A 25,307-nucleotide genomic window follows, 5' to 3' on the forward strand; every position below is an offset into this window, starting at 1 on the left:
CGATCAGGAAGAACGCGAACGACGTGACCAGATACAGCGTGCCGATCGTCTTGTGGTCGGTGGTGGTGAGCCACTTGATCACGACGTTGCCGGGTTGCTTGCGCCTTACCGGCAGCTCATCCGCGTAGTGGGACTCTGCTGCCGCGGCACCCTGAGGTTCGTTGAGGATGCTCACAGGTTGTTCGTCTCCCGGTTCTTCTCGTGGCTCGTCTGCGCGATGCCAGCGGGGATGTAACCGGTCTGCCCCTTCTTGGCGAGGTCCTTGAGGTGCTGCTGGTAAAGCTCGGGGGAGACGACCTTCACGTTGAACAGCATCCGGGAGTGGTCGACACCGCAGAGCTCGGCGCACTTGCCGAGGTAGGTGCCCTCCTTGGTGGGAGTCACCTGGAAGGCGTTGGTGTGACCCGGGACGACGTCCATCTTCATGAGGAACGGCACCACCCAGAAGTCGTGGATGACGTCACGCGAGGTGAGAACGAAGCGGACCGTCTCACCCTTGGGGAGCCAGAGGGTCGGACCCGGGTTGCCGGTCTGCGGGTTCTTCGTGGCGGGCGTACCGACGTCGTAGACACCGCCGGCGTTCGCCGGGAAGTCCTTCTTGAACCGGTCCGGGATCGCGGCCAGGTTCTTGTCGGTCGTCGCGTCACCACTGACACCGTCGACGTTCTCGATGTAGTTGAAGCCCCAGCTCCACTGGAAGCCCACGACGTTGACCGTCACATCGGGCTTCTTGTCGAGGCTCAGGAGCTTCGTCTCATCGCGGGCGGTGAAGTAGAACAGCACCGAGACGATGATGAGCGGAACAACCGTGTACAGCGCCTCGATGGGCATGTTGTACCGGGTCTGCGGGGGGATCTCGACCTTGGTGCGGCTGCGCCTGTGGAACACGACGCTCCACATGATCAGGGCCCACACCAGGACGCCGACGGCGAGCGCGGCAGCCCAGGATCCCTGCCACAGGGAGAGGATCCGCGGACCCTCCTCCGTGGTCGGGGTGGGGAAACCAAGGCGAGGGAAGTCCTTGGATGTGCAACCGGTCGCGGTCGCCAGGACCAGGCCCGCAGTCATTGCCTGCAGCAGCTTCCGCCGCATCGGGCGCCGCGGCGAGCGGTCGGAGCCGTTGGGACTCACGTAGCGCCTTCCCGAGAGTCTCGCCCGCGCGGATTGGCTGCGGCCTGCCTTCACGCGGGTCGGTCGCCGCCCTGCGTCGGGCAGGGGTTTGGATGTTTATGCGGACCAAACCCTAGCCGACGCCTTCCAGGGGTTCGCGGGGAGGGTGGCATACGCGCCGCCCGTTACTCCTTGCGCCTAATAGCTCGGGGGTTCAGGTGATTTGGGCGGGTGCGGGCTCGTTGTGGCTGCTCGCGCAGTTCCCCGCGCCCCTCTTTTGCTCGCCCTCGTTTTAACGTTGCCGTGTGTCCTACTTTGATGCGGCCTCTTCCGCGCCCCTTCATCCGGTAGCCCGGCAGGCCCTGTTGGCCGCTCTCGACGACGGGTGGGCCGATCCGGCTCGGCTCTATAAAGAAGGACGCAAGGCACGGCTTCTGCTCGATGCCGCGCGGGAGGCCGCCGCCGAGGCGGTCGGATGTCGGGCCGACGAGCTGGTGTTCACCACCTCGGGTACTCGGGCCGTGCACACGGGAATTGCGGGGGCTCTGGCAGGGCGGCGGCGCGTCGGACGTCACCTGATCGTGTCAGCGGTTGAACACTCTTCCGTGCTCCATTCGGCCGAGGGCCTGGTGGCGGCGGGCGGTTCGGTGACCGAGGTTCCCGTGGACCGGACGGGCGCGGTGAGCGCGCGGGCCTACGGCGAGGCCCTGCGCCCGGACACCGCGCTGGCCTGTCTCCAGTCGGCCAACCACGAGGTGGGGACCGTTCAGCCGGTCGCCGAGGTGGCCGAGGTGTGCCGGGCGGCCGGGGTGCCGCTGCTGGTCGACGCGGCGCAGTCGCTGGGGTGGGGGCCGGTCGAGGGCGCCTGGTCGCTGCTCACGGCGAGCGCGCACAAGTGGGGCGGACCGGCCGGGGTCGGGCTGCTGGCGGTACGCAAGGGCGTGCGGTTCGCGGCCCAAGGCCCCGTCGACGAACGGGAGTCGGGGCGCTCCCCCGGCTTCGAGAACATCCCGGCGATCGTGGCCGCGGCGGCCTCCCTGCGCGCGGTCCGCACGGAGGCGACCGAGGAGGCGCTACGGCTACGGGAGCTGACGGAGCGGATCCGGACCCTGGTACCGCGGTCGGTGCCGGACGTGGACGTGGTCGGCGATCCGGTGCGGCGGCTGCCCGGGATCGTCACCTTCTCCTGTCTCTATGTCGACGGAGAGACTCTCCTGCACGAACTGGACCGCGCCGGTTTCTCCGTCTCGTCCGGATCGTCCTGCACGAGCAGCACGCTGACGCCCAGCCATGTGCTGAAGGCGATGGGGGTGCTGAGTGAGGGAAACGTGCGGGTGTCGTTGCCGCCGGGCACGACGGCGGAGGACGTCGAACGTTTCCTCGCGGTGCTGCCGGGGGCGGTGGCGGGGGTGCGGGAGAAGCTGGGGGCGGCGGCGCCCGTGGCCGTCGTAGAGAAGGACTCGCTTGTCGTGGACGCCCTCGGCAAGCGCTGCCCGATCCCGGTGATCGAGCTGGCCAAGGTCATCGGCGATGTGCCGGTCGGCGGGACGGTCAGGGTCCTGTCCGACGACGAGGCGGCGAGACTGGACATCCCGGCGTGGTGCGAGATGCGGGACCAGGAGTACATGGGCGAGGAGAAGGCGGACCAAGGCACGGCGTACTTGATCCGCCGGTTGACCTGAGACACCTGGGGGCGCGGGGCCGTGTCGATTTGCGGCTACCGCCGCGTGTGCGCGACCAGCCCCCGCGCGCCCGCAGACAACAACCAGCTCAGCCCAGGTGCTTACGAACCTCCACGGCCGCATCGTCCCCATACGCCTTGGTGAACCGCTCCATGAAGTGCCCACGAGACACCTGGTACTCCTGCGTACCAACCGTCTCGATGACGAGAGTCGCGAGCATGCACCCGACCTGCGCCGCCCGCTCCAGCGAGACACCCCACGCCAGCCCCGAGAGGAACCCCGCGCGGAAGGCGTCGCCGACACCCGTGGGGTCGGCCTTGCGCTCCTCCTCCGCGCAGCCGACCTCGATCGGGTCCTCGCCGACGCGCTCGATGCGGACGCCGCGCGAGCCGAGGGTGGTGACGCGGGTGCCGACCTTGGACAGGATCTCCTCGTCGCTCCAGCCGGTCTTGGACTCGATGAGGCCCTTCTCGTACTCGTTCGAGAAGAGGTAGGCCGAGCCGTCCAGCAGGATGCGGATGTCGTCGCCGCCCATGCGGGCGATCTGCTGGGAGAAGTCGGCGGCGAAGGGGATGGAGCGGGTACGGCACTCCTCCGTGTGGCGGAGCATCGCCTCGGGGTCGTCGGCGCCGATCAGGACCAGGTCGAGACCGCCCACGCGGTCGGCGACGGTCTTCAGCTCGATCTGGCGGGCCTCGCTCATGGCGCCGGTGTAGAAGGAGCCGATCTGGTTGTGGTCGGCGTCGGTCGTGCACACGAAGCGGGCGGTGTGCAGCGTCTCGGAGATACGGACCGAGTCGGTGTCGACGCCGTGGCGGTCGAGCCAGTCGCGGTACTCGGCGAAGTCGGAGCCGGCGGCACCGACCAGGATCGGCTTGGTGCCGAGCTGGCCCATGCCGAAGGCGATGTTGGCGCCGACGCCGCCCCGGCGTACGTCGAGGTTGTCGACCAGGAAGGAGAGCGACACCGTGTGCAGCTGGTCCGCGACCAGTTGGTCGGCGAAGCGGCCGGGGAAGGTCATGAGGTGGTCGGTGGCGATGGAGCCGGTGACTGCGATGCGCACGGCGAGGACTCTCCTGAGGGAGGCTGCGTTGACAGTTCACGCTACCCGGTCGGCGCGGCGGCTCTGAAGCGGCCAAAACTACCCGATAGTAGATCTTTCTTCGCGAGGTAAAGCGTGCGTACGGTGCGGCTATGACGAACCCAAAGGTCGACGGCCCCGTTCCGGTCCACCTCGAAGGCGAAGGTGAGGCGGACCTCGCGGCGCTGCGCGGCGACTGCGCCCGGATGGCTCCCCACTGGGCGGTTCCCGACCGGATCGTTGCCCTTCCGGTGTCCCCGTCCCTCATCCACGGCGTGTCGGTACCGTCGAAGTCGGCTCGGCTGCTGGACGCGATGGGGGAGTACGGCGACTGAGAGCAGGGGCCGAGCCGGGGATTCGGACCGGATTCCGGCCGGGTCCGGAGCTCGTCGGCTCGACAGGAGCGCTCTGGGGAACCGTGCGCTCCCCCGCTGCGTCCCATCGCTGTCCCCCGTAAAGGGGATGCGGGATACGACCCTTCTGCCTGCCTCTTTGACAGGGGCGGGTCAGGGTCATGGGACAGTTGCGCAGCCGAAGGAGCGATGCGGTGAACACCGAGCGACCCGACAACGAGGACGCGATCGGCGCCTCCGATGATGTGCCGGGCGTGGGGGACGCCGCGAAGGGTGCCGTGGAGGGGCCCGAGGCCGAGGACACCGGGGCCGGCGAAGGCGCTACGACGCCTGCCGTCGCGGGCGAGGACGGCGAGGACACGGATGAGGGTGCCGTTTCCGAGGAAGCCGGCCGATCGGAGGGGACGGAACCCGAGGAGACCGGGGCCGAGGAGACCGAGCCCGAGGCATCCGACGTAGCACCCGACCCCTCGGAAGAGCTCGACCCGGTGACGTCCGAGGCGCGGACCGACCGTCCCGAAGCCCCCGAAGCCCCCGAAGCCGCCCACCCGCACGACCACACCGACCGCGCGGACCACTCGGACCACACCGACGACGGGCACCCGGCGCGATCCAGGTCCCGGTCCCCCCTCGTCATCGCTTCCGTGGCCGCCGCCGTACTCCTCGTCGGGGGCGGCGGGGCGTACCTCGCGTCGTCCTCCTCGTCCTCCGGAGGTTCGGGGGACGGGACGGGATCCGCGGCGTCCGGCGCCGACGGCACTCCCCCGCCGCTGGTGCTCGACGGGTACACGACGGGCGGTACGAACGGGATCGCGTCCGGGGAGCCGAATCCCTACGGCGAGACGTACAAGGCCACCGGCACCCTGCCCACCGGACCCGGCTCCGCGGCCGTGTATTCGCCGGAGGGCCAGGTCGCCAAGGACGATGTGGCCCGGCTCGCGAAGGCGCTCGGCGTCGTGGGGACACCGGTGGCCGAGGGGCAGTACTGGAAGGTCGGCGGGCAGGACGGCAGCGGGCCGAGTCTGCAGGTGAACAAGGCGGCGCCGGGCCTGTGGACGTTCAACCGCTACGCACCCGGCACCGACGACTGCACCGACACCCTCAAGTGCGCGCAGGATCCCGGCACTTCGGCCACCGACCCGGTGAGTGTCGCGGTCGCGAAGCAGGCCGCCGCCCCGATCCTCAAGGCCGTCGGCCAGGACGACGCGAAGGTGGACGCGAGTCAACTCATGGGCGCGCAGCGGATGGTGAACGCCGAACCGGTGATCGGCGGGCTGCCCACGCACGGCTGGACGACCGGGCTGACCGTCAGCGCCCAGGGTGAAGTCGTGGGCGGGAGCGGGCAGTTGGCGGCGCCGATGAAGGGGGACGTCTATCCGGTGCTGAGCGCGCAGAAGACGCTGGCCCTGCTGAACGCGGCGCCGGGGACCGACCACCGTATGGGCATCGGCGGCTGCGCCAGTCCCGTACCGCTGAAGGACCGGCTGGAGGCGCCCTGCGGATCGTCGACCGCCGGCTCCGCCACACCCGCCCAGGCTGCGGCCACCGTCGAGCACGCGGTGTTCGGGCTCGCCGTGCACTCCGTGAGCGGGAAGCAGACGCTGGTGCCGTCCTGGCTGTTCGAGGTGCGGCAGCCGGGTGGGCAGGACAGCTTCACGGTGACGTACCCGGCGATCGACCCGAAGTATCTGACCTCGGCCAACTCGCCCACTCCGACGCCGACTTCGACGGCGACCGCGGCTCCGCACGATGTGAAGGCGGACGGCTACTCGGCCGACGGAAAGAGCCTCACCGTGGCCTTCACCGGCGGGGTGTGCGCGGACTACAAGACGGCGGCCGTGGAGAGTTCGGACAAGGTGACGGTCACGGTGACCGCGACGCCCTGGCCGAACAAGATCTGCATCATGATCGCCAAGATCTACCACCAGACCGTGCAGTTGAAGGCGCCGCTCGGCGACCGGGCGGTCGTGGGTCCGGACGGCAAGGCGATCCCCGTGGAGAAGAACACACAGCCGACGGCGGGCGCGGGTCCCTCGCTGGCCCGGTAGGCACTTCTCCACGAGCACCGGAAAAGCCCGAAGGCGGCGACCCTGTCGGAGGGGGCCGCCGCCTTCGCCGTACCACAACTGCTCTGTGGGGCTTAGCTGAACGAGTCGCCGCAGGCGCAGGAGCCCGTCGCGTTCGGGTTGTCGATCGTGAAGCCCTGCTTCTCGATGGTGTCGACGAAGTCGATCGAGGCGCCGCCCAGGTAGGGGGCGCTCATGCGGTCGGTGACCACCTTGACGCCACCGAAGTCCTTGACGACATCGCCGTCGAGGGAGCGCTCGTCGAAGAAGAGCTGGTAGCGCAGGCCGGAGCAACCACCGGGCTGCACGGCGACGCGCAGGGCCAGGTCCTCCCGGCCTTCCTGGTCGAGCAGGGCCTTGACCTTCGCCGCGGCGGCGTCGGACAGAAGGATGCCGTCGGTGACGGTGCTGGTCTCGTCCGATACGGACATCTACATCTCTCCCGGGTTGTACGGAGACTGCTTGCCGACGAGTTCAACCGCCGGGGCCGCGGATTCATTCCGGACCACGTCCGGTGTCTTTCCGTCGGCACCTCCCTCCATGCTCGCACACCCCCGCAAGGTCCCCCGCTGAGTGCGTACCGGGATTGATGTCACATCGACGCTATGGGCATCGTCAAACTGACGTGAAGCAGTTATGATAGATAGCGTCAATTCGACGAAAAGGCTTGTCTGTCAGAACAGAAAGGGTGCGTGTCGTGACCACCGCCCAGACCCAGGAGCTCGACGTTCAGCCGACGCCCCTCGCCCTGCTGCTGCTCGGCCGTGAGGCCGACCCGAGGAGCGAGCGCGGTGTCGAGTGCCCCGGCGACCTGCCCTCGCCGTCCGACCCGGACCTGGTCGAGCGGGCCCGCGCGGCCAAGGAGAAGCTCGGCGACAAGGTCTTCGTGCTCGGCCACCACTACCAGCGCGACGAGGTCATCCAGTTCGCCGACGTCACGGGCGACTCCTTCAAGCTGGCCCGGGACGCCGCCGCGCGCCCGGAGGCCGAGTACATCGTGTTCTGCGGTGTGCACTTCATGGCGGAGTCCGCGGACATCCTGACCGGCGACGACCAGAAGGTCGTCCTGCCCGACCTCGCGGCCGGCTGCTCGATGGCCGACATGGCCACCGCCGAGCAGGTCGCCGAGTGCTGGGACGCGCTGACCGAGGCCGGCATAGCCGAGCGGGTCGTGCCCGTGTCGTACATGAACTCGTCCGCGGACATCAAGGCGTTCACGGGCAGGCACGGCGGCACGATCTGCACCTCGTCGAACGCGCAGCGCGCGCTGGAGTGGGCCTTCGAGCAGGGCGAGCAGGTGCTGTTCCTGCCCGACCAGCACCTCGGCCGCAACACGGCGGTGCGGGACATGGGCATGAGCCTGGACGACTGTGTCGTCTACAACCCGCACAAGCCCAACGGGGGCCTCACCGCTGAGCAGTTGAGGGCCGCGAAGATGATCCTGTGGCGCGGCCACTGCTCGGTGCACGGCCGCTTCTCGCTGGAGTCGGTGGAGGACGTACGGGCCCGGATCCCGGGCGTCAACGTCCTCGTCCACCCCGAGTGCAAGAACGAGGTCGTGGCCGCGGCGGACTACGTCGGATCAACTGAGTACATCATCAAGGCACTTGAGGCCGCTCCGGCCGGTTCGAAGTGGGCCATCGGCACCGAGCTGAATCTCGTACGACGCCTCGCGAACCGTTTCGCGCCCGAGGGCAAGGAGATCGTCTTCCTCGACAAGACGGTCTGCTTCTGCTCGACGATGAACCGCATCGACCTCCCGCACCTGGTCTGGACCCTGGAGTCCCTGGCCGAGGGCACCCTCGTCAACCGCATCGAGGTCGACAAGGAGACAGAGGCCTTCGCCAAGCTGGCGCTGGAGCGGATGCTGGCGCTGCCGTAAGCCCGTCCGTCCCTCTCTGCTGCTACTCCACCCGCGGCCGGACCAGCCCCGACTCGTAGGCGATGACGACGAGTTGGGCCCGGTCGCGGGCGCCCAGTTTGGACATGGCGCGGTTGACGTGGGTCTTCACCGTCAGCGGGCTGACCTCCAGGCGTTCGGCGATCTCGTCGTTCGAGAGGCCGCCGGCGACCTGGACGAGGACCTCGCGTTCGCGCACGGTGAGGGCTTCGAGGCGTTCGGCGCGGGCCGGGTCGCGGTCCTCGTCCAGGTCGCCCTGGGCGAGGAAGCGGGCGATCAGGCCCTTGGTCGCCACCGGGGACAGCAGTGCCTCGCCGGCCGCGGCCACCCTGATCGCGCTGAGGAGTTCCTCGGGCTCGGAACCCTTGCCGAGGAAGCCGGAGGCGCCCGCGCGCAGCGACTGCACCACGTAGTCGTCGACCTCGAAGGTCGTCAGTATCACCACCCGGACATGGGCGAGGGACGGGTCGGCGCTGATCATGCGGGTGGCGGCGAGGCCGTCCGTGCCGGGCATCCGGATGTCCATCAGCACCACGTCGGCCCGCTCCTCCTTCGCCAGCCGTACGGCCTGCGCACCGTCCGAGGCCTCCCCTACGACCTCCATGTCGGGCTCGGAGTCGACGAGTACGCGGAAGGCGCTGCGCAGCAGGGCCTGGTCGTCGGCGAGCAGGACACGGATCGTCGTCATACGGGGTCCCCCGAAGCACGTGGGCGGGTCTTGACCGGCAGGATCGCATGGACGCGGAAGCCGCCTCCGTACCGGGGACCGGTGGTGAGGGTGCCGCGCAGGGCGGTGACGCGCTCGCGCATGCCGAGCAGGCCGTGGCCGCCGCCGGAGTCGGGGTCCTGGCCCTCGCCGGAGCCGTTGTCGAGGACGGTGACCTCCACGTTCGGGCCGACCCGTACGACACTCACCTCGGCCTTCGCCTCGATACCGGCGTGCTTCTGCACGTTGGTGAGGGCCTCCTGGATGACCCGGTAGGCAGCCAAGTCCACGGCCGCGGGGAGGGTGGTGCCGTTGTCCGCGCGGGCGACCAGGACCTGGAGGCCCGCGCTGCGGAAGGTGCCGGCGAGTTCTTCGAGGCGGTCGAGGCCGGGGGCCGGTTCGGTGGGGGCCTCGGGGTCGCCGGACTGGCGCAACAGGCCGACGGTGGCGCGGAGTTCGTTGAGCGCGGAGCGGCTGGCCTCGCGTACGTGCGCGAGGGCTTCCTTGGCCTGGTCGGGGCGCTTGTCCATGACGTGCGCGGCGACTCCGGCCTGGACGTTGACCAGGGCGATGTGGTGGGCGACGACGTCGTGCAGGTCGCGGGCGATGCGCAGCCGTTCCTCGGCGACCCGGCGGCGGGCCTCCTCCTCGCGGGTGCGCTCGGCCCGTTCGGCGCGCTCGCGGATGGCGTGCACGAACTCCTTGCGGCTGCGTACGGCGTCTCCGGCGGCGGCGGCCATACCGGTCCAGGCGAAGATGCCGAGGTTCTCCTGGGCGTACCAGGGCAGGGGGCCGCCGAGCATCGCGGCGCCGGTCAGCACGGTCATCGTGAGCAGGCCGACGCGGAAGGTGGTGGGGCGGTCGGTGGTGACGGCGACGGTGAACAGGGCGACCACCGCGCACATCGCGACCGGGGCGCGGGGATCACTGGTGACGCTCTCGATCAGGGAGGCGGTGCCGGTGACGGCGAGGACCAGCATGGGCGCGCGGCGGCGGAAGACGAGTGCGGCGGCACCGACCGCCATGAGGACCAGGCTGAGCGGGTCAGGGGTGCGGATGCCCCAGCTGACGCCGTGCCCGCCGTGCGGGTCCACGAACGACCCGGCCACCATGCACACGAGCACCGCGGCGGCGAGCACCGCGTCCAGCGCGGAGGGGTGTGCCTTCGCTTGGCAGCGGGCTCGGTCGAGAACGCTCATTGTGGCACCGTACGGCGTCCCTCCTGGGGGCTGCGCCCCCAGACCCCCCTTCGGCCCCTAAGGGGCCTCGTCCTCAAACTCCCCCAGAGGGGGACCCCCAACGGGCTGAATCATGCGGACCGGCGTTGAAAGGTCACCCCGGGATCAAGCCGTCGTCGCTCAGCAGGTCCCGGACTTCCTCCAGGGTCGCGTCCGGGGACGGGAGGATCAGCTCCGACGGCTCCAGGGAGTCGTCGGGCAACGGCTCGCCCAGTTCGCGGACCTTGGCCAGGAGGGCCTGGAGGGTCTCGCGGAAGGCGGGTCCGTCGCCGTTGCGCACTTCCGTGAGGAGTGCCTCGTCCAACTTGTTCAGCTCGGTGAGGTGGCCGTCGGCCAGCCTCACCTGCCCCTCCCCCATGATCCGTACGATCATGTCGCCCTCCTCAGGCGTGGGACGTCACATCAGGTCACTGCTTGTCGAAGCGCGGGGTGTCCTGCGGCTGAGCCGATGAGCTCGACTGCGACTGGGACTGGTCCTTGCCGCCCTCGATCGCCTGCTGCGACGACGAACCGCCGGCCAGCTCCGCCTTCATCCGCTGGAGTTCCAGCTCTACATCCGTACCACCCGACAGCCGTTCCAGCTCGGCCTGGATGTCGTCCTTGGCCATGCCGGTGGGGTCGTCGAGGGCTCCGGAGGCGAGCAGTTCGTCGATGGCGCCGGCGCGGGCCTGGAGCTGCTGGGTCTTGTCCTCGGCGCGCTGGATGGCAAGCCCGACATCGCCCATCTCCTCGGAGATGCCGCTGAAGGCCTCGCCGATCCGGGTCTGCGCCTGGGCCGCCGTGTACGTGGCCTTGATGGTCTCCTTCTTCGTACGGAAGGCGTCCACCTTGGCCTGGAGGCGCTGGGCCGCGAGGGTGAGCTTCTCCTCCTCGCCCTGGAGGGTGGTGTGCTGGGTCTCCAGGTCGGTCACCTGCTGCTGGAGCGCGGCCCGGCGCGAGAGTGCCTCGCGGGCCAGGTCCTCACGGCCGAGGGCGAGCGCCTTGCGGCCCTGGTCCTCCAGCTTCGAGGACTGCGACTGCAGCTGGTTGAGCTGGAGCTCCAGACGCTTGCGTGACGTGGCGACGTCGGCCACACCCCGGCGCACCTTCTGAAGCAGCTCCAGCTGCTTCTGGTACGAGTAATCGAGGGTTTCGCGCGGGTCCTCGGCCCGGTCAAGGGCCTTGTTCGCCTTCGCGCGGAAGATCATCCCCATACGCTTCATGACACCGCTCATGGGCTTCGCGCGCCCCCTTCTGACGGACTCCAGCTCCAGCGACTACAACAGGACCAACAGTACGGGCCCTGCATCCATTACCGCACTGTTCGGGGACGGATGCGCTCATCCCCAAGGACGACTGCCTACGGTCCCGCTCCGGCGTAAGGAGTAGGTGTTCCCCGGGTAACAACCCGGAGCCGACCGTCTGCGACGTCTCTCTTGTCCCCCTACAGACGACTGGTGTTGCCGGATCGTTCCCCACCGGACTGGGGTCCAACCGCATCCACCCCGTAAGCTTGGCTTTTGTGTTCCGTAGCCGTTCCAAGGAAGAGAAGGCAGCGCCCGCCGACAAGGTGCCGCTGACCGACTCCACGCAGCCCCGAGACCCTCAGGCCCCGAAGGGTCGGCCCACGCCCAAGCGCAGTGAGTCACAGACTCAGCGCCGCAGCGTCGCCAACACTTCGATGACGCGCAAGGACGCCTCCAAGCGCCAGCGCGACGAGCGGCGGGTGCAGCTGGAGAAGCAGCGCTCGGCGCTGGCCGGCCGCGGCAACGAGCGGGATCTGCCGCTCCGCGACAGGGGCCCGGTCCGCAAGTTCGCGCGTGACTACATCGACGCGCGCTTCAACGTCGCCGAGTTCTTCCTGCCGATGGCCGTGGTGATCCTCGTGCTCAGCGTGGTGCAGGTGCCCGCGCTGCAGAACATCGCGCTGCTGCTGTGGCTCGTGATCATCATCCTGATCGTGGTCGACTCGTTCCTGAACGTGTTCCGGCTGCGCAAGCAGCTCGCCGAGCGCTTCCCGGGCCAGGACACCAAGGGCACGGTCTGGTACTCGCTGATGCGCTCCCTCCAGATGCGTCGACTCCGGCTGCCGAAGCCGCAGGTCAAGCGCGGAGAGAAGCCCTGAGCGCGGACTCCTTCTCCGGGGGCGCGGCGGATGCCTGGCTGGCCAGGCTGGGCGGGCTGCGGGATGTCGTACGACAGGAGCTCGTCGCCCGGCAGCTCGACGAGCAGATAGCCGGCCGGTATCCGGTCGGGCAGCGGCTTCGGGTGCTGGACGTCGGGATGGGGCAGGGCACGCAGGCGCTGCGGCTGGCCCGGGCCGGACATCAGGTGACCGGGCTCGAACAGGAACCGAAGATGATCGCCGCAGCCCGTGCGGCGCTGTCCGGCGAGCCGGAGGGCATCCGGGAGCGGGTGCGGATCATCGAGGGCGACGGCCGGGACACGGGCGTGCACTTCCTGCCGGGCAGTTTCGACGTCGTGCTCTGTCATGGCGTACTCATGTACGTGTCCGAGCCCGATCCGCTGCTCGCCGGGCTTGCCCGGATGCTGGCGCCGGGCGGGCTGCTGTCGCTGCTCGTGCGGAACGCCGACGCGCTGGCGATGCGGCCCGGGCTGTCCTGGGACTGGGCGACCGCGCTGACCGCGTTCGACTCCACCGCGTACCGCAACCGGCTGGGCCTGGATGTGCGCGCGGACCGGCTGGACACCCTGACGGCGACGCTGGCGGGGATCGGGGCGCCGCTGCAGGCCTGGTACGGCGTGCGGGTCTTCACCGACACGGCTCCGGAAGGCGTCGAGATCCCGGCGGACGTCGAACCGCTGCTGGCCGCCGAGGAGCGGGCCGGGCGGACGGATCCGTATCGCTCGGTGGCCGCGCTGCTGCATCTGTGCGGCGTGCGGGGCTGAGCGCGGCCCCATGGAGAGGGCCCGTTCGGGTCAGCAGCAGAAGCCCGACATTCACCCCAAAGAGACACTCGGCGTATGGACTCTTCTCGTACCCGAACCCGTACGCGTGCCCTCCGGCCCGTGGCTCTTCTCGTCTGTTCGCTCGCGCTGGTCGCCGGGTGTTCGGGCGCCGGGTCCTCGACGTACACGCGGAACGGCGCGTCGAAGAAGGTCGATGTGACGCTGGGCGAGCAGTGAGGTGGGGCGGCCGGGATTCCTCCGGCCGCCCCTCGCCGTGTTACGCGTTCTCGGCGTGCAGGCTCATCGGCCCGTAGATCTGTGTGCCGTCCTCGAAGAGGAACACCTGGTCCGCGCCGCCCGCGACGAGTTCCTTCCACACCTCGCCGAGCCAGGACTCCGCGTCTCCCTGCGTGGTCCACTCCTCCGGCGGGACCGCGGGTTCGACCTCGGTCCCGTCGGACTTCTCGAACCGCCACGTCCATGCCGCCATGTACGCCTCCAAGGTCTCAGCGCATGCAGAGCAGAAGCCGGATCTTGGTCCGGCTTCTGCCGAGAAGCCTAGTCTGATGCGCAACACCTGGTCAGGCGCGCGAAAATCAACACCGTGGAACTCACTCTGCTCGGCACCGGTGCCCCCGCTGGACTCCCCCGCCTCGACTGCCCCTGTGCGGCTTGTGCCGTGTCGCTCGGGGTGGATGCCCGGGCGGCTACCGCCGTGCTCGTGGACGGGACCCTGTTGCTCGATCTGACGCCCGGGGCGGCCTTCGCGGCGGCGCGGGCCGGGCATTCGCTGGGGGGCGTACGGCAGGTGCTGCTGTCGCATCCGCACGACGGGCCCCCCGTGGAGGTGCCGGTGGGGCTGCCGCAGCCGGGGCGGGTGCCGGACGGGCGGGAGCTGGCGCTGCTGACGGGGCACCGGGTGCGGGCGGTGGCGATGGACGCGCCCGGTACCGGGTACGCCGTCACGGGCCCCGATGGGCAGCGGTTGCTGTATCTGCCGCCGGGCGCCGCGCCGGCCGGGCTCGAGGAGGGGGGCGTCGAGTCGTACGACATGGTGCTCGCCGATGTCGTGGGGCGGCCGGACGCGCTGGCCAAGCTGCGGGCGGTGGGGGCGATGGGGCCCGCGACCGATGTGATCGCCGTGCATCTCGACCACGATGTGCCGCCGGGCGCCGAGTTGACGCGGCGGCTGGCCGCCGTGGGGGCGCGGGCCGTGCCGGACGGGACGACGCTGACCGTGGGGGTCTACGAGGACGTGCCCGATGTGCCGCGGCGGACGCTGGTGCTCGGCGGGGCGCGGTCCGGGAAGTCGGTCGAGGCCGAGCGGCGATTGGAGGCCTTTCCCGATGTGCTGTACGTCGCGACCGGCGGCTCGCGCAACGGGGACACCGAATGGGCCTCCCGGGTCTCCGCGCACCGGGAGCGGCGGCCGGGGTCGTGGCGTACGGCGGAGACCTGTGACCTGGTGCCCTTGCTGGCGGAGGACGGGCCGCCGCTGCTGATCGACTGTCTGTCGCTGTGGCTGACGGACGCGATGGACTCCGTGGGGGCGTGGGACGACACGGAGTGGGGGGACGGCGGGGAGAAGCAACTTCGCGAGCGGGTAAGGGAGTTGACCGCCGCCGTGCGGGCCACCCGGCGCACCCTGGTCGCCGTGTCGAACGAGGTCGGTTCGGGGATCGTGCCGGCGACCGCGTCCGGGCGCCGGTACCGCGACGAGCTCGGGCGGCTGAACACCGCGGTCGCCGGTGAGTGCGAGCACGTGCTGCTGGTGGTGGCGGGCCAGGCGATCGCGCTACGGGGCTGACGGCTTCCGGCGCGCGATCAGTCGCTGCGGGGCCGGGAGCCGGTCCGGGAGGCGGCGGTGTTCCGGGACGATCTCGCAGTCCTGGGGCGCCAGTTGGGTGCGCAGGTCGTCCGGTCGCCCTTCCAGCAGGAGGAGGCCGCCGGGGCGCAGGACCGTGAGGGCCGCGTGGAGTTCGGCGGCGGGGTCGGGGGCGGGGGTGCGGTCACGGAGGAGCGTGACGATGTCGTAGCGGGCGTGCAGGACCGTGGTGATGTGCGGGTCCGTGAGGTGGCCGGCGTAGGCCTCCTCGATGCGTTCGGCGGCGCGGGCGCGGACGACTCGGGGGGTGGGGTCGATGCCGTCGAAGGACGTGTACGGGAAGAGTGCCTTCGCGGTCTCGGGGAAGTGGCCGTCGCCCGTGCCCACGTCGAGCCAGCTCTCCGGTTCGGGAAGCAGGCGCAGGATCGCGCGGGCCAGCGTCCGGTGACGGCGTCGCTCGTCGAGGGCGCTGACGCGGGTGCGCAGGCTGTTCATGGGCGGCTCCCGGAGACGTACGACAATACGGTGCAAAACGATACGTACGGGATCTCGATCTTCGAGGCAAGGACGTCCTGGGGGTGTGGTGGCCATGTGGCTCTGTGACGTTCGATCGCTGCCGGTACTGTTCGGCGAATGAGCTCGCTTAATCTCGACGACTTCACCGATCTGATCGAGCGCCCCGACGGCGGTGTGCGCCGTGACGCCGAGGCGCGGCGTGAACGTCAGATCGTGCCGCCCGGGTCGCTGGGCCGACTCGACGACCTGGGTGAGTGGCTGGCGGCGGCGCAGTCCTCCGTGCCGGTGCGGCCGGTCGAACGGCCTCGGTTGGTGTTGTTCGCGGGCGACCACGGGATCGCCGAACTCGGCGTGTCCGCACGGCCCGTGGGCACCGCCGACCAGTTGGTGCGGTCGCTGCTGGACGGCGGCAGCCCGGCGGCCGTACTGGCCCGGCGGCTCGGGGTGCCGGTGCGGATCGTGGACATGGCCCTGGACTGCGAGCCGGACTCGCTGCCCGACGAGGTCGTGAAGCATCGCGTACGGCGGGGCAGCGGGCGGATCGACATCGAGGACGCGCTGACCCTGGAGGAGGCGGAGGCCGCGTTCCGGGCCGGGGTGGCCGTCGCCGACGAGGAGGCCGACTCCGGTACGGATCTGGTGGTCCTCGGCGATGTGAGCGTCGGCGGTACGACCCCGGCCTGCGTGCTGATCGCCGCGCTGTGCGGCACCGACGCGTCCGTGGTCACCGGGCGGGGCGGCCTCGCGATCGACGACCTGGCGTGGATGCGCAAGTGCGCGGCGATCCGGGACGCGCTGCGCCGGGCCCGGCCGGTGCTCGGCGACCAGTTGCAGTTGCTCGCGACGGTGGGCGGAGCCGACCTCGCCGCGATGACCGGGTTCCTGCTGCAGAGCGCCGTACGGAAGCTGCCGGTGATCCTGGACGGGGTGGTGGCCGCCGCCTGCGCGCTGGTGGGTCAGCGGGTCGCGTTCCGGGCGCCGGACTGGTGGCTGGCCGGGCAGAACAGCGGGGAGCCGGGGCAGGCGAAGGCACTGGACCGGATGGCCCTGGAACCGCTGCTCGACCACGGCGTGACCGTCGGCGAGGGCGCGGGCGCGCTGCTCGCGCTGCCGCTGGTGCAGGCCGCGGCGGCGCTGGCGGCCGAACTCCCGCTCAAGCGGGACGAGTCGGCGGAACCGGAAGAGCCGGAGGAGCCTTCCCCTTCCGTGGAGCCCGTTGCCGCGGCAGAGCCTGCGGCTGCCGCGGTGCCGCCCGCACCCGTCGCGGAGCCGGAGAGTGCCGCCCGGCCGGAGCGGGCCGTGGAGCCCGAGAGCGCCGCAAGGTCGGAACAGGCCGCGCGGCCGGAAGCGGCCGTGGGGTCGGAGAAGGCCGAAGACTCCGTCGAGGTCGGGACGCCCGCCGACGTCGAGAAGCCCCAGGAGTGACCTAGGTGTGATCGTTGCGGCGACGGAAAAGAAACGTTCGCCGCAACAACACCCATATGATCCTCCTTCATGGGAGATGTCCGGGTCGGGCCCGTTCAAGAACGTCATAGCTCAGGCGCCTCGCGGCGGGCCGCGGCCTTCGCCGTCTGGTATCTGCGGGCCGTCGCGTTCATCAACTTCCTCAGCGCGGCGTGGGTTTCGCTGGGGCAGGACGTACGACGGCACAACCAGGAGAACTTCTTCACGCCGTATCTGCTGACGGCCGGTTTCGCGTCCGGGGTGTTCACGGCGTTCCTCGCCATCACCATGCGGCGCCGCAAACGCGCCGCGTGGATTCTGAACCTGGTGGTCAGCGGGCTGTTCCTGGCGCTGTTCGGGTTCGCGATGTCGTTCCAGGAGATCCGCCAGTACGCGCAGAACTGGATCTCCCTGGGCCTGACCGCCGCCTTCGTCGCCGCACTGCTGGTGGGGCGCCGGGAGTTCTACGCCAAGGGCGACCGGTCCAACCCCCGGCTGGCCGCCGTCGTCGCCGTCGGCGGCACGGTGGCCGCCTCGCTGCTGGCCGGGCTGCTGGTGACGGTCACCAACCAGGCGCACGACGCGTCCCGTTCGACGTTCGTGGAGCGCTGGCACTACGGCGCGTTCCGGCTGGTCACGATCGACGCCCCGGAGAACCGCTTCCCCGGGATCTGGACCCCGAACTGGGTCAACGTCGCCATCAACGTGCTCAGTACGGTCCTCGTCCTCGCCGTGTTCTACGCCGCGTTCCGCTCCCGGCGTGCCGTCGACCCGCTCACCGAGGACGACGAGAAGAAGCTGCGGGCGCTCCTCGACCGGCAGGGCGAGCGGGACTCGCTCGGGTACTTCGCGCTGCGCCGGGAGAAGAGCGTGGTGTGGTCGCCGACCGGCAAGGCCGCCGTCGCCTACCGGGTCGTGGGCGGGGTGTCGCTGGCGTCCGGTGACCCGATCGGCGACCCGGAGGCGTGGCCCGGCGCGATCGAGCCCTGGCTCGCGGAAGCCCGCGTTCACGGATGGATTCCGGCCGTCATGGGCGCGAGCGAGGAGGCGGGCACCGTCTACGCACGGCACGGACTCGACGCCCTCGAACTCGGGGACGAAGCCCTCGTCGAGGTCGCCGACTTCACCCTTGAGGGGCGCGCCATGCGGACCGTGCGGCAGGCCTACAACCGGGTGAAGCGGGCCGGTTACACCGTGCGGATCCGCCGCCATGAGGACATTCCGGCCGAGGAGATGGCGTACCTGCTGAAGCGGGCCGACGACTGGCGGGACGGGGCCACCGAGCGCGGCTTCAGCATGGCGCTCGGACGGCTCGGGGACCCCGACGACGGGCAGTGCGTGATGCTCGAATGCACCGACGGGGACGGCGAGTTGAGGGCGGTGCTGTCCTTCGTGCCGTGGGGTCCGCACGGGCTGTCCCTCGACCTGATGCGCCGGGACCGCGACTCCGACAACGGCCTCATGGAGTTCATGGTGATCGAACTCCTGCGCCGCGCCCGGGAAATCGGAATCACCCAGGTATCGCTCAACTTCGCCATGTTCCGTTCGGTCTTTGAACGTGGGGCGCGGATCGGCGCCGGGCCGGTGCTGCGGCTGTGGAGGTCGCTCCTCAGCTTCTTCTCCCGGTGGTGGCAGATCGAGTCGCTGTACCGCGCCAACGCCAAGTACCGGCCCATCTGGGAACCCCGGTTCCTGCTCTTCGAGAAGAGCGCGGACCTGCTGCGCATCGGCCTCGCGTCGGCGCGCGCCGAAGGGTTCCTGGAGGCGCCGGGACTGCCGAAGTGGCTGCACCGCAAGCACCTGGAGACGCACAGATGAACCGCCTCGCCCGCTGGGCCCGCGCCGAATGGGGACTGCTCTACGTCACCGTGCGCGAGCCGCTCCTGAAGCGGCGCCTGCGGGCGATCCCGATGACGATCGGGGCGGTGCTGCTGACGGCGGCGCTGCAGTTCGTGCAGAACCAGTCGTGGGGCTATCAGTTCGTGCAGGACGCGGGCGCGGTACGGGCCGAGGACCCGCTGTGGCCGGCCCTCCTCCGCACCCCGCTCTCCCTGTTCGTCCCGGCGCTGGACCTCCCGGTGTGGGGCGCCCTGGCCCAGATCCTCTTCGTGTTCGGCATCGCGGAGATCTGCCTCGGCCGCTGGCGCACGCTGGTCATCGCCTACGCCGCGACCCTCGCCGGCACGCTCTACGCCCGCCTCGGCATCTGGCTCGGCTTCGACAACCCGTTCGGGCTGCCCGGCTCGGACCGGCTGGTCGTGGACACGGGCCCCTCGGCCGCGGTGGTCGGCCTCGCGGTGTTCGTCGCCTGGCGCTACGGCGCCTACGCGACGGCGCTCGCCGTGACCGGCGCGATGGCCATCGAGGTCATGCTGAAGGGCAACCTCGCCGGCAAGGAACATCTGGCGGCGATCATCGCGGTGGGCCTGCTGTGCCTGGCTTCGGCGCTACGGCACCGGCGGCTGCGCATACGGTAGGTACGGCGGGAGCCGACTCACTGCCGACTCACTGCCGACCGGGGATCCGCACCGGATCCGGATCCGGCTTGCCGCCGATCCAGTCCTGGAAGGCCCGGCGCGGGCCCGCCCAGCGGCGGTCGTGGTGGTAGGCGCGGAGGGTCGAACGGGCCCGGGCCCGATGGCGGCGCTTGCGGTAGAAGCGCTTGGCCCAGGGAGAACCCGGGCGGGCCAGCCTGATCGCGCCGACGACAGCGACCAGCGGGACGAGGACGCCGAAGACCGCCGTACGCGCCTTGCCCTTGCTCAGGGCGATGAGGGAGAACAGGAAGTTGACCCCGACGCTGACGATCACGCCGGCGCGGTCGTGGAGTTCGGCGGCGCTGAGGTCGTTGACGCCGAAGGGCGAGAAACCGGCGAGGACGAACCCGACCAGGGCCGCCGTGAGCACCACCGCCTCGACGCTCTTGCGGCCCGCCTCGGTCCAGTAGACGTCGTCGAGATAGAGGATCAGCGCGAACTCGTCCAGCACCAGGCCCGCACCGATGCCGAAGACGATCGCGAACAGGGCGGACCCGACGCCGTAGCGCGTGCTGGCCACCGCGCCGAAACCGCCGAGCACGGAGAGGACCACGCCCGGGACGACGTGGTGGATGTGCACGTCACCCGCCTTGATGTTGCCGAAGGGGCCCTTGCCCGCGCGGATCAGCCGGGTGATGACACGGGTGATGACGAACGTCAGGACGAAGGCGGTGAGCGCGAGGAGCAGGGGGAGTTTGCCCGGCTCGACGATGTTGCGGTGCAGCCAATGTCCCATATGCGCACTTTAGCGATGGCCGCCGTCACCGCCCTCCGGACCGCCGGGTAACCTGCGCCGGTGTCCAAGACCCCGCCTCGCACCGGCCTCCGCTTCGCCTTCGGCACCCTGACGGTTCTCCCGGTCGGGGTGACCCGCTGGGACCGGGAGACCGCGCGCGCCGGAATGATGGCCGCCCCGATCGTCGGGACGGTCGTCGGTGCGTGCTCGGCGGGGCTCGGGCTGTTGCTGCTGTTCCTGGGCGCGAGCCCGCTGCTCGCCGCTGTCGGCACGGTCGCCGTGCCCGCCGTCCTCACCCGCGGCCTGCACCTGGACGGGCTCGCGGACACCGCCGACGGGCTGGGCAGCGGGAAGCCCGCGGAGGACGCACTGCGGATCATGAAGCAGTCGGACATCGGCCCGTTCGGGGTCCTGAGTCTTGTCTTCGTCCTGCTCGCTCAGGTGGCCGCGCTGGCGCAGCTCTACGACGACTCGTGGGCGCGGGGAGCCGCTGCGGCGATCGTGTCCGCAGCCGCCTCGCGGCTTGCGTTGACCTGGGCTGCCCGTGCGGGCGTGCCTGCGGCTCGGCCGGAGGGGCTGGGGGCTGCGGTCGCGGAGGTTGTGCCGGTGGGGGGTGCGGTGGCCGTGACCGTGTCCTACCTGGTGATCTCTGCGGCGCTCGGGCCGTTCTTCGGGGCGCAGGGCAGGGTGCGGGCGGTTGTTGCCGTTGTCGTGGCGCTGGTCGCGGCTGAACTCCTTCTCCGGCATTGCAGGCGGCGGTTCGGCGGGGTCACGGGGGACGTGTTCGGGGGGCTTGCGGAGACTGCTGCGACGACTGCGCTCGTGGTGCTTGCACTGGGGGGCTGAGTGCGGGTGCGTCGTGGCCGGTCGCGCCCGCGCGGCGGAGCCGCAACCGTCACAGCCGCGCGCCCCTGAGGGGGTTGCCCTGAGGCTTGTTCAACAGGACCGGCGCCAGGCTCCCAGTTCGTACTTCTTCTCCAGTGAACTCAGCTTCAGGCGGCGGGAGTTCGCGCAGAATTTGGTGGTCGGGAGTTCGTACTCGACGTGGAAGACCGCCTTGTTGGCCCTGATGAAGGGCTTCAGGGCGTCGCATTCGCCGTACTGGGCGCACTGTTCGTTGACCGCGAAGTCGAAGTCGCCTACCAGGGCCGGGATTTGGTCGAGGTCGTTCTTGAGGCCGACCGCCATGCCCCGGTCGTGGGCGAGTTTCGCGATCAGGCGGTTGTAGCGGAGCTGGTCGGCTGCCTTCAGGGGGAAGCCGGTGTCGTTCCGGTAGCCGTCCATGTTGTCGGGCTCCACCGCGTCGAAGCCCTTCTCCCGGCACATGTCGAGGCGGGTCGCCATCAGGGGTTCGAGGATGTCGGTGCGGCGGATGTCGAGCCAGCGTTCGCCCTTCCAGCCGTTGCCCTTGCCCAGCACCGACTTGGGGAACTTCTCGGCGTCGGGGCGGAAGTCCTCCCAGGCGCCGGTGGAGAGGTAGCAGATGACCTTGCGGCCCTTGTCGTGCAGCGCGGTCACCGTGGCCTTGGACTGGTCGAAGCCGTCGATGTCGTAGACCGGGACGTCGACGGAGGTGTCCAGGCGTCCGCTGAGCTGCCACTGCCAGGCCACGCCCGGGCGGGGTTGCCAGCGCTTCCCGGTCTCCGGCCTGTCGTCGGGGGTGGAGGCGCAGCCCGCGAGGAGCAGGAGGAGAAGCAGGGGGAACAACGCGGTGGGGCGTCTCACGGGACGGGCTCCAGGGTGTGGGGCGAGGGACCCCAAGGATGATCTCCCATGCCCGGTACCGCGCGGTGCGCCGAGGCCCCCGTGCGAACGCCCCGTCGCGCACACGCGCGTAGGCTCCGTTCTGGGCCGTCACCAGCCCCCTGTGTCCACCGCCGCCGCAGGTCGGAAATAGGGTCGGTTGCCGGGCCCGGTCGACCCACCCCGTTCGACCGCGGAAACTTCACATCGGAAGCGAGAATTCACCACTGTGACTGCTCTCACTCTCAGCACCGCCGCGGCGCCCGGCCTGCGGGCCGACGCGATCGTGATCGGTGTCGGCAAGGGCGGCAAGGGCCCGGTCGTCGCACCGGGCGCCGACGCCGTGGACAAGGCGTACGACGGCAGGCTCGCCGGCGTCCTGGAGACCCTGGGCGCCTCCGGTGCCGAAGGCGAGATCACGAAGCTGCCCGCCCCGGCCGGCTTCAAGGCGCCGCTCGTGCTCGCGGTGGGCCTCGGCGCCGAGCCCGAGAACGGCGACGCGTACGACGCCGAGGCGCTGCGCCGGGCCGCCGGCGTCGCCGCCCGCGCCCTGACCGGTGCCAAGAAGGCCGCCTTCGCGCTGCCCCTCGCCGACGCGGCCGACGCCGGCGCGATCGCCGAGGGCGCGCTGCTCGGCGCGTACTCCTTCGACGCGTACAAGGACAACGGCAAGGACGCCAAGGGCAAGGGCCCGCTCGGCGAGGTCGCCCTGCTCGGCGGCAAGCCGCGCGACAAGGAGTACAAGGCGGCCGTAGAGCGTGCTCTGACGGTCACCGAGGAGCTGAACCGCGCCCGCGACCTGATCAACACCCCGCCGAACGACCTCGACCCCGAGGCCTTCGCCGCCGTCGCGCAGACCGCGGCCAAGGAGCACGGCATCAAGGTCGAGGTGCTCGACGAGAAGGCCCTCGAAGAGGGCGGCTACGGCGGCATCCTCGGCGTCGGCGCCGGATCCGCGGCCGGTCCGCGCCTGGTGAAGCTGTCGTACACGCACGAGGCGGCGAGCAAGCACCTCGCGTTCGTCGGCAAGGGCATCACCTACGACTCGGGCGGTATCTCGCTCAAGCCGGCCGGGCACAACGAGACGATGAAGTGCGACATGAGCGGTGCGGCGGCGGTCTTCGCCGCCGTGGTCGTCGCCGCCCGGCTGGGCCTTGAGGTCAATGTGACCGGCTGGCTGGCGCTCGCCGAGAACATGCCGTCCGGTTCCGCGACCCGTCCCGGTGACGTGCTGCGCATGTACAGCGGCAAGACCGTCGAGGTCCTCAACACGGACGCCGAGGGCCGGCTCGTCCTCGCGGACGCGCTGTGGGCGGCGTCGGCGGAGAAGCCGGACGCGATCGTGGACGTGGCGACGCTGACCGGGGCGATGGTGCTGGCTCTCGGGAGCCGGACGTTCGGGGTCATGGCGAACGACGACGCGTTCCGCGCCGCGATCGTCGACGCCGCCGAGGAGGTCGGTGAGCCGTCGTGGCCGATGCCTCTGCCGGAGCACCTGCGCAAGGGGATGGACTCCCCCACCGCCGACATCGCGAACATGGGTGAGCGGATGGGTGGCGGGCTGGTCGCCGGGCTGTTCCTGCGCGAGTTCGTGGGCGAGGGGATCACCTGGGCCCACGTCGACATCGCGGGGCCGGCGTTCAACGAGGGCGGGCCGTTCGGCTACACACCCAAGGGTGGGACCGGGTCTGCGGTGCGGACGTTGGTGCGGCTTGCGGAGTTGACCGCGGCGGGGGATCTGGGCTGACGTTCTGCGCCCGATAACTCGATACCTGGGGTGCGTGGGCGACTGCGGGACGGTTTTGGGCCGGTCGCGCAGTTCCCCGCGCCCCTGGGTGGGTCACCTGAGCCGGTGTTCTCAAGTGAGCGTGTGGCGTCTCACACCCAGGCCCGGCGTCTCGTTGGGCCTCGACAAGTGCGAAGATGGGCTCGGCAGGACAGGGCCCCCACCACAGGGCCGAAGAAAGAGCGGCCGGACACCAGCCGCCGCGCGGTCACTGACGACCGGCGTACGGCGCACATGCATGGAGGACGTGACGTGGCGAACGACGCCAGCACCGTTTTCGACCTAGTGATCCTCGGCGGTGGCAGTGGCGGTTACGCCGCGGCGCTGCGCGGGGCGCAGCTGGGACTGGACGTCGCCCTGATCGAGAAGGACAAGGTCGGCGGCACCTGCCTGCACCGGGGATGCATCCCCACCAAGGCTCTGCTCCACGCGGGCGAGATCGCCGACCAGGCCCGCGAGAGCGAGCAGTTCGGTGTCAAGGCCACCTTCGAGGGCATCGACGTACCGGCCGTCCACAAGTACAAGGACGGCGTCATCTCCGGCCTGTACAAGGGTCTGCAGGGTCTGATCGCGTCCCGCAAGGTGCACTACATCGAGGGTGAGGGCAGGCTCTCCTCCCCCACCTCCGTCGATGTGAACGGCCAGCGCATCCAGGGCCGCCACGTCCTGCTGGCGACCGGCTCCGTGCCGAAGTCGCTGCCGGGCCTGGAGATCGACGGCAACCGGATCATCTCCTCGGACCACGCCCTCGTCCTGGACCGCGTGCCGCAGTCCGCGATCATCCTGGGCGGCGGTGTCATCGGCGTGGAGTTCGCCTCCGCGTGGAAGTCCTTCGGCGCCGACGTGACGATCATCGAGGGCCTCAAGCACCTCGCCCCCCTTGAGGACGAGAACTCCTCCAAGCTTCTTGAGCGCGCGTTCCGCAAGCGCGGCATCAAGTTCAACCTGGGCACCTTCTTCTCGAAGGCCGAGTACACCGAGAGCGGTGTCAAGGTCACCCTCGCCGACGGCAAGGAGTTCGAGGCCGAGCTGCTGCTCGTCGCCGTCGGCCGCGGGCCCGTCTCCGCCGGTCTCGGCTACGAGGAGCAGGGCGTCGCCATGGACCGCGGCTACGTCCTGGTCGACGAGTACATGCGGACGAACGTGCCGACCATCTCCGCCGTCGGCGACCTGGTCCCGACGCTCCAGCTCGCGCACGTCGGCTTCGCCGAGGGCATCCTGGTGGCGGAGCGGCTGGCCGGTCTGAAGGCCGTCCCGATCGACTACGACGGTGTCCCCCGGGTGACCTACTGCCACCCCGAGGTCGCCTCCGTGGGCATCACCGAGGCCAAGGCCAAGGAGATCTACGGCGCGGACAAGGTCGTCGCTCTGAAGTACAACCTCGCGGGCAACGGCAAGAGCAAGATCCTCAACACCTCGGGCGAGATCAAGCTCGTCCAGGTGAAGGACGGTGCCGTGGTCGGCGTCCACATGGTCGGCGACCGCATGGGCGAGCAGGTCGGCGAAGCCCAGCTGATCTACAACTGGGAGGCGCTGCCCGCCGAGGTCGCCCAGCTCATCCACGCCCACCCGACGCAGAACGAGGCGCTCGGCGAGGCCCACCTGGCACTGGCGGGCAAGCCTCTCCACTCCCACGACTGACCCCCTCGGTCGGACGACGACACAGACTTCCGCAATTCGTAAGGAGCAACCGAAA

Annotated in this window: 24 protein-coding genes and 1 pseudogene; 13 read left to right on the forward strand and 12 right to left on the reverse strand. The window is 70.3% G+C overall.

What is annotated here, in order from left to right; all coding sequences use genetic code 11:
* Together OC490_RS40010 and coxB are read right to left on the reverse strand one after the other, a co-directional pair.
* Positions 1-175 (reverse strand): annotated as a pseudogene (locus OC490_RS40010) (cytochrome ubiquinol oxidase subunit I); the annotation flags it as partial.
* The gene (gene coxB, locus OC490_RS40015; RefSeq protein WP_200717620.1) at positions 172-1,131 is read right to left on the reverse strand and encodes a cytochrome c oxidase subunit II; all 960 of its coding nucleotides are present in this window, start codon (positions 1,129-1,131) and stop codon (positions 172-174) included. The pseudogene OC490_RS40010 and the gene coxB, both read right to left, overlap by 4 nt.
* A gap of 284 nt (positions 1,132-1,415) precedes the next feature.
* On the opposite strand from coxB, the gene OC490_RS40020 reads away from it, so the two are divergent.
* Entirely contained in the window at positions 1,416-2,792 is a 1,377-nt protein-coding gene (locus tag OC490_RS40020; protein WP_262062961.1) for a cysteine desulfurase/sulfurtransferase TusA family protein, read from the forward strand.
* A gap of 88 nt (positions 2,793-2,880) precedes the next feature.
* On the opposite strand, the gene OC490_RS40025 is transcribed toward OC490_RS40020, so the two are convergent.
* Entirely contained in the window at positions 2,881-3,855 is a 975-nt protein-coding gene (locus tag OC490_RS40025) for a carbohydrate kinase family protein (RefSeq protein ID WP_262062962.1), read from the reverse strand.
* A gap of 131 nt (positions 3,856-3,986) precedes the next feature.
* Between OC490_RS40025 and OC490_RS40030 the strand changes: the two genes are divergently transcribed.
* Positions 3,987-4,208, forward strand: a complete 222-nt coding sequence (locus tag OC490_RS40030) for a hypothetical protein (protein ID WP_262062963.1) — start codon at positions 3,987-3,989, stop codon at positions 4,206-4,208.
* A 212-nt stretch (positions 4,209-4,420) separates the two neighbouring features.
* Entirely contained in the window at positions 4,421-6,274 is a 1,854-nt protein-coding gene (locus OC490_RS40035; protein WP_262062964.1) for a hypothetical protein, read from the forward strand.
* A 92-nt stretch (positions 6,275-6,366) separates the two neighbouring features.
* On the opposite strand, the gene OC490_RS40040 is transcribed toward OC490_RS40035, so the two are convergent.
* Positions 6,367-6,723, reverse strand: coding sequence for an iron-sulfur cluster assembly accessory protein (locus OC490_RS40040; protein ID WP_019065032.1), 357 nt, complete (start codon positions 6,721-6,723; stop codon positions 6,367-6,369).
* 266 nt (positions 6,724-6,989) lie between these two features.
* On the opposite strand from OC490_RS40040, the gene nadA reads away from it, so the two are divergent.
* Positions 6,990-8,174 carry a quinolinate synthase NadA gene (gene nadA, locus OC490_RS40045; RefSeq protein WP_262062965.1) on the forward strand — a complete coding sequence of 395 codons (1,185 nt, stop codon included), beginning with the start codon at positions 6,990-6,992 and terminating at the stop codon, positions 8,172-8,174.
* A gap of 22 nt (positions 8,175-8,196) precedes the next feature.
* Here nadA and OC490_RS40050 read toward each other — a convergent pair whose 3' ends face one another.
* From OC490_RS40050 to OC490_RS40065, 4 genes are all read right to left on the reverse strand, one after another.
* Positions 8,197-8,880 carry a response regulator gene (locus OC490_RS40050; RefSeq protein ID WP_262062966.1) on the reverse strand — a complete coding sequence of 228 codons (684 nt, stop codon included), beginning with the start codon at positions 8,878-8,880 and terminating at the stop codon, positions 8,197-8,199.
* A complete protein-coding gene (locus OC490_RS40055) occupies positions 8,877-10,097 on the reverse strand; it encodes a sensor histidine kinase (RefSeq protein WP_262062967.1) in 1,221 nt (406 codons plus the stop codon). Before OC490_RS40055 ends, OC490_RS40050 begins: the two co-directional genes overlap by 4 nt.
* Positions 10,098-10,230: 133 nt before the next feature.
* A complete protein-coding gene (gene pspAA, locus OC490_RS40060; RefSeq protein ID WP_262062968.1) occupies positions 10,231-10,509 on the reverse strand; it encodes a PspA-associated protein PspAA in 279 nt (92 codons plus the stop codon).
* Positions 10,510-10,543: 34 nt separating this feature from the next.
* Positions 10,544-11,350, reverse strand: coding sequence for a PspA/IM30 family protein (locus OC490_RS40065; RefSeq protein WP_262062969.1), 807 nt, complete (start codon positions 11,348-11,350; stop codon positions 10,544-10,546).
* Positions 11,351-11,598: 248 nt separating this feature from the next.
* Here OC490_RS40065 and OC490_RS40070 point away from each other — a divergent pair, with 248 nt between their 5' ends.
* Positions 11,599-12,240, forward strand: a complete 642-nt coding sequence (locus tag OC490_RS40070; protein ID WP_262063060.1) for a DUF3043 domain-containing protein — start codon at positions 11,599-11,601, stop codon at positions 12,238-12,240.
* Positions 12,241-12,287: 47 nt separating this feature from the next.
* Positions 12,288-13,025 (forward strand): methyltransferase domain-containing protein, encoded by a 738-nt coding sequence (locus OC490_RS40075; protein WP_200716470.1) that lies wholly within the window; start codon positions 12,288-12,290, stop codon positions 13,023-13,025.
* A 277-nt stretch (positions 13,026-13,302) separates the two neighbouring features.
* On the opposite strand, the gene OC490_RS40080 is transcribed toward OC490_RS40075, so the two are convergent.
* Positions 13,303-13,515 carry a hypothetical protein gene (locus OC490_RS40080; RefSeq protein WP_262062970.1) on the reverse strand — a complete coding sequence of 71 codons (213 nt, stop codon included), beginning with the start codon at positions 13,513-13,515 and terminating at the stop codon, positions 13,303-13,305.
* A 114-nt stretch (positions 13,516-13,629) separates the two neighbouring features.
* Between OC490_RS40080 and OC490_RS40085 the strand changes: the two genes are divergently transcribed.
* Entirely contained in the window at positions 13,630-14,832 is a 1,203-nt protein-coding gene (locus tag OC490_RS40085) for a bifunctional adenosylcobinamide kinase/adenosylcobinamide-phosphate guanylyltransferase (protein ID WP_262062971.1), read from the forward strand.
* On the opposite strand, the gene OC490_RS40090 is transcribed toward OC490_RS40085, so the two are convergent.
* The gene (locus tag OC490_RS40090; RefSeq protein ID WP_262062972.1) at positions 14,821-15,345 is read right to left on the reverse strand and encodes a class I SAM-dependent methyltransferase; all 525 of its coding nucleotides are present in this window, start codon (positions 15,343-15,345) and stop codon (positions 14,821-14,823) included. The two genes, OC490_RS40085 and OC490_RS40090, sit on opposite strands and share 12 nt — an antisense overlap.
* Before the next feature lie 138 nt (positions 15,346-15,483).
* Between OC490_RS40090 and cobT the strand changes: the two genes are divergently transcribed.
* The 3 genes from cobT (at position 15,484) to OC490_RS40105 (ending at position 19,286) form a co-directional block, all read left to right on the forward strand.
* Positions 15,484-16,791, forward strand: coding sequence for a nicotinate-nucleotide--dimethylbenzimidazole phosphoribosyltransferase (gene cobT / locus OC490_RS40095; RefSeq protein WP_262062973.1), 1,308 nt, complete (start codon positions 15,484-15,486; stop codon positions 16,789-16,791).
* A gap of 69 nt (positions 16,792-16,860) precedes the next feature.
* On the forward strand, positions 16,861-18,627 hold the full coding sequence (locus OC490_RS40100) for a phosphatidylglycerol lysyltransferase domain-containing protein (protein ID WP_262062974.1): 1,767 nt from the start codon (positions 16,861-16,863) through the stop codon (positions 18,625-18,627).
* On the forward strand, positions 18,624-19,286 hold the full coding sequence (locus tag OC490_RS40105) for a hypothetical protein (RefSeq protein ID WP_262062975.1): 663 nt from the start codon (positions 18,624-18,626) through the stop codon (positions 19,284-19,286). The genes OC490_RS40100 and OC490_RS40105 overlap by 4 nt, the downstream gene beginning before the upstream one ends.
* A gap of 28 nt (positions 19,287-19,314) precedes the next feature.
* Here OC490_RS40105 and OC490_RS40110 read toward each other — a convergent pair whose 3' ends face one another.
* Positions 19,315-20,082 carry a hypothetical protein gene (locus tag OC490_RS40110; RefSeq protein WP_262062976.1) on the reverse strand — a complete coding sequence of 256 codons (768 nt, stop codon included), beginning with the start codon at positions 20,080-20,082 and terminating at the stop codon, positions 19,315-19,317.
* Between the two features lie 60 nt (positions 20,083-20,142).
* Between OC490_RS40110 and OC490_RS40115 the strand changes: the two genes are divergently transcribed.
* Positions 20,143-20,928: an adenosylcobinamide-GDP ribazoletransferase gene (locus OC490_RS40115; protein ID WP_262062977.1), complete on the forward strand. Its 786-nt coding sequence runs from the start codon at positions 20,143-20,145 to the stop codon at positions 20,926-20,928.
* Between the two features lie 90 nt (positions 20,929-21,018).
* Here OC490_RS40115 and OC490_RS40120 read toward each other — a convergent pair whose 3' ends face one another.
* The gene (locus tag OC490_RS40120) at positions 21,019-21,807 is read right to left on the reverse strand and encodes an endo alpha-1,4 polygalactosaminidase (protein WP_262062978.1); all 789 of its coding nucleotides are present in this window, start codon (positions 21,805-21,807) and stop codon (positions 21,019-21,021) included.
* A gap of 247 nt (positions 21,808-22,054) precedes the next feature.
* Here OC490_RS40120 and OC490_RS40125 point away from each other — a divergent pair, with 247 nt between their 5' ends.
* On the forward strand, positions 22,055-23,572 hold the full coding sequence (locus OC490_RS40125; RefSeq protein ID WP_262062979.1) for a leucyl aminopeptidase: 1,518 nt from the start codon (positions 22,055-22,057) through the stop codon (positions 23,570-23,572).
* Between the two features lie 291 nt (positions 23,573-23,863).
* A complete protein-coding gene (lpdA, locus tag OC490_RS40130; RefSeq protein WP_019075829.1) occupies positions 23,864-25,252 on the forward strand; it encodes a dihydrolipoyl dehydrogenase in 1,389 nt (462 codons plus the stop codon).
* Positions 25,253-25,307 lie beyond the last annotated feature (55 nt).

This window comes from Streptomyces sp. STR69 (genome assembly GCF_024519455.1).
In the GTDB taxonomy this organism is placed as follows: domain Bacteria; phylum Actinomycetota; class Actinomycetes; order Streptomycetales; family Streptomycetaceae; genus Streptomyces.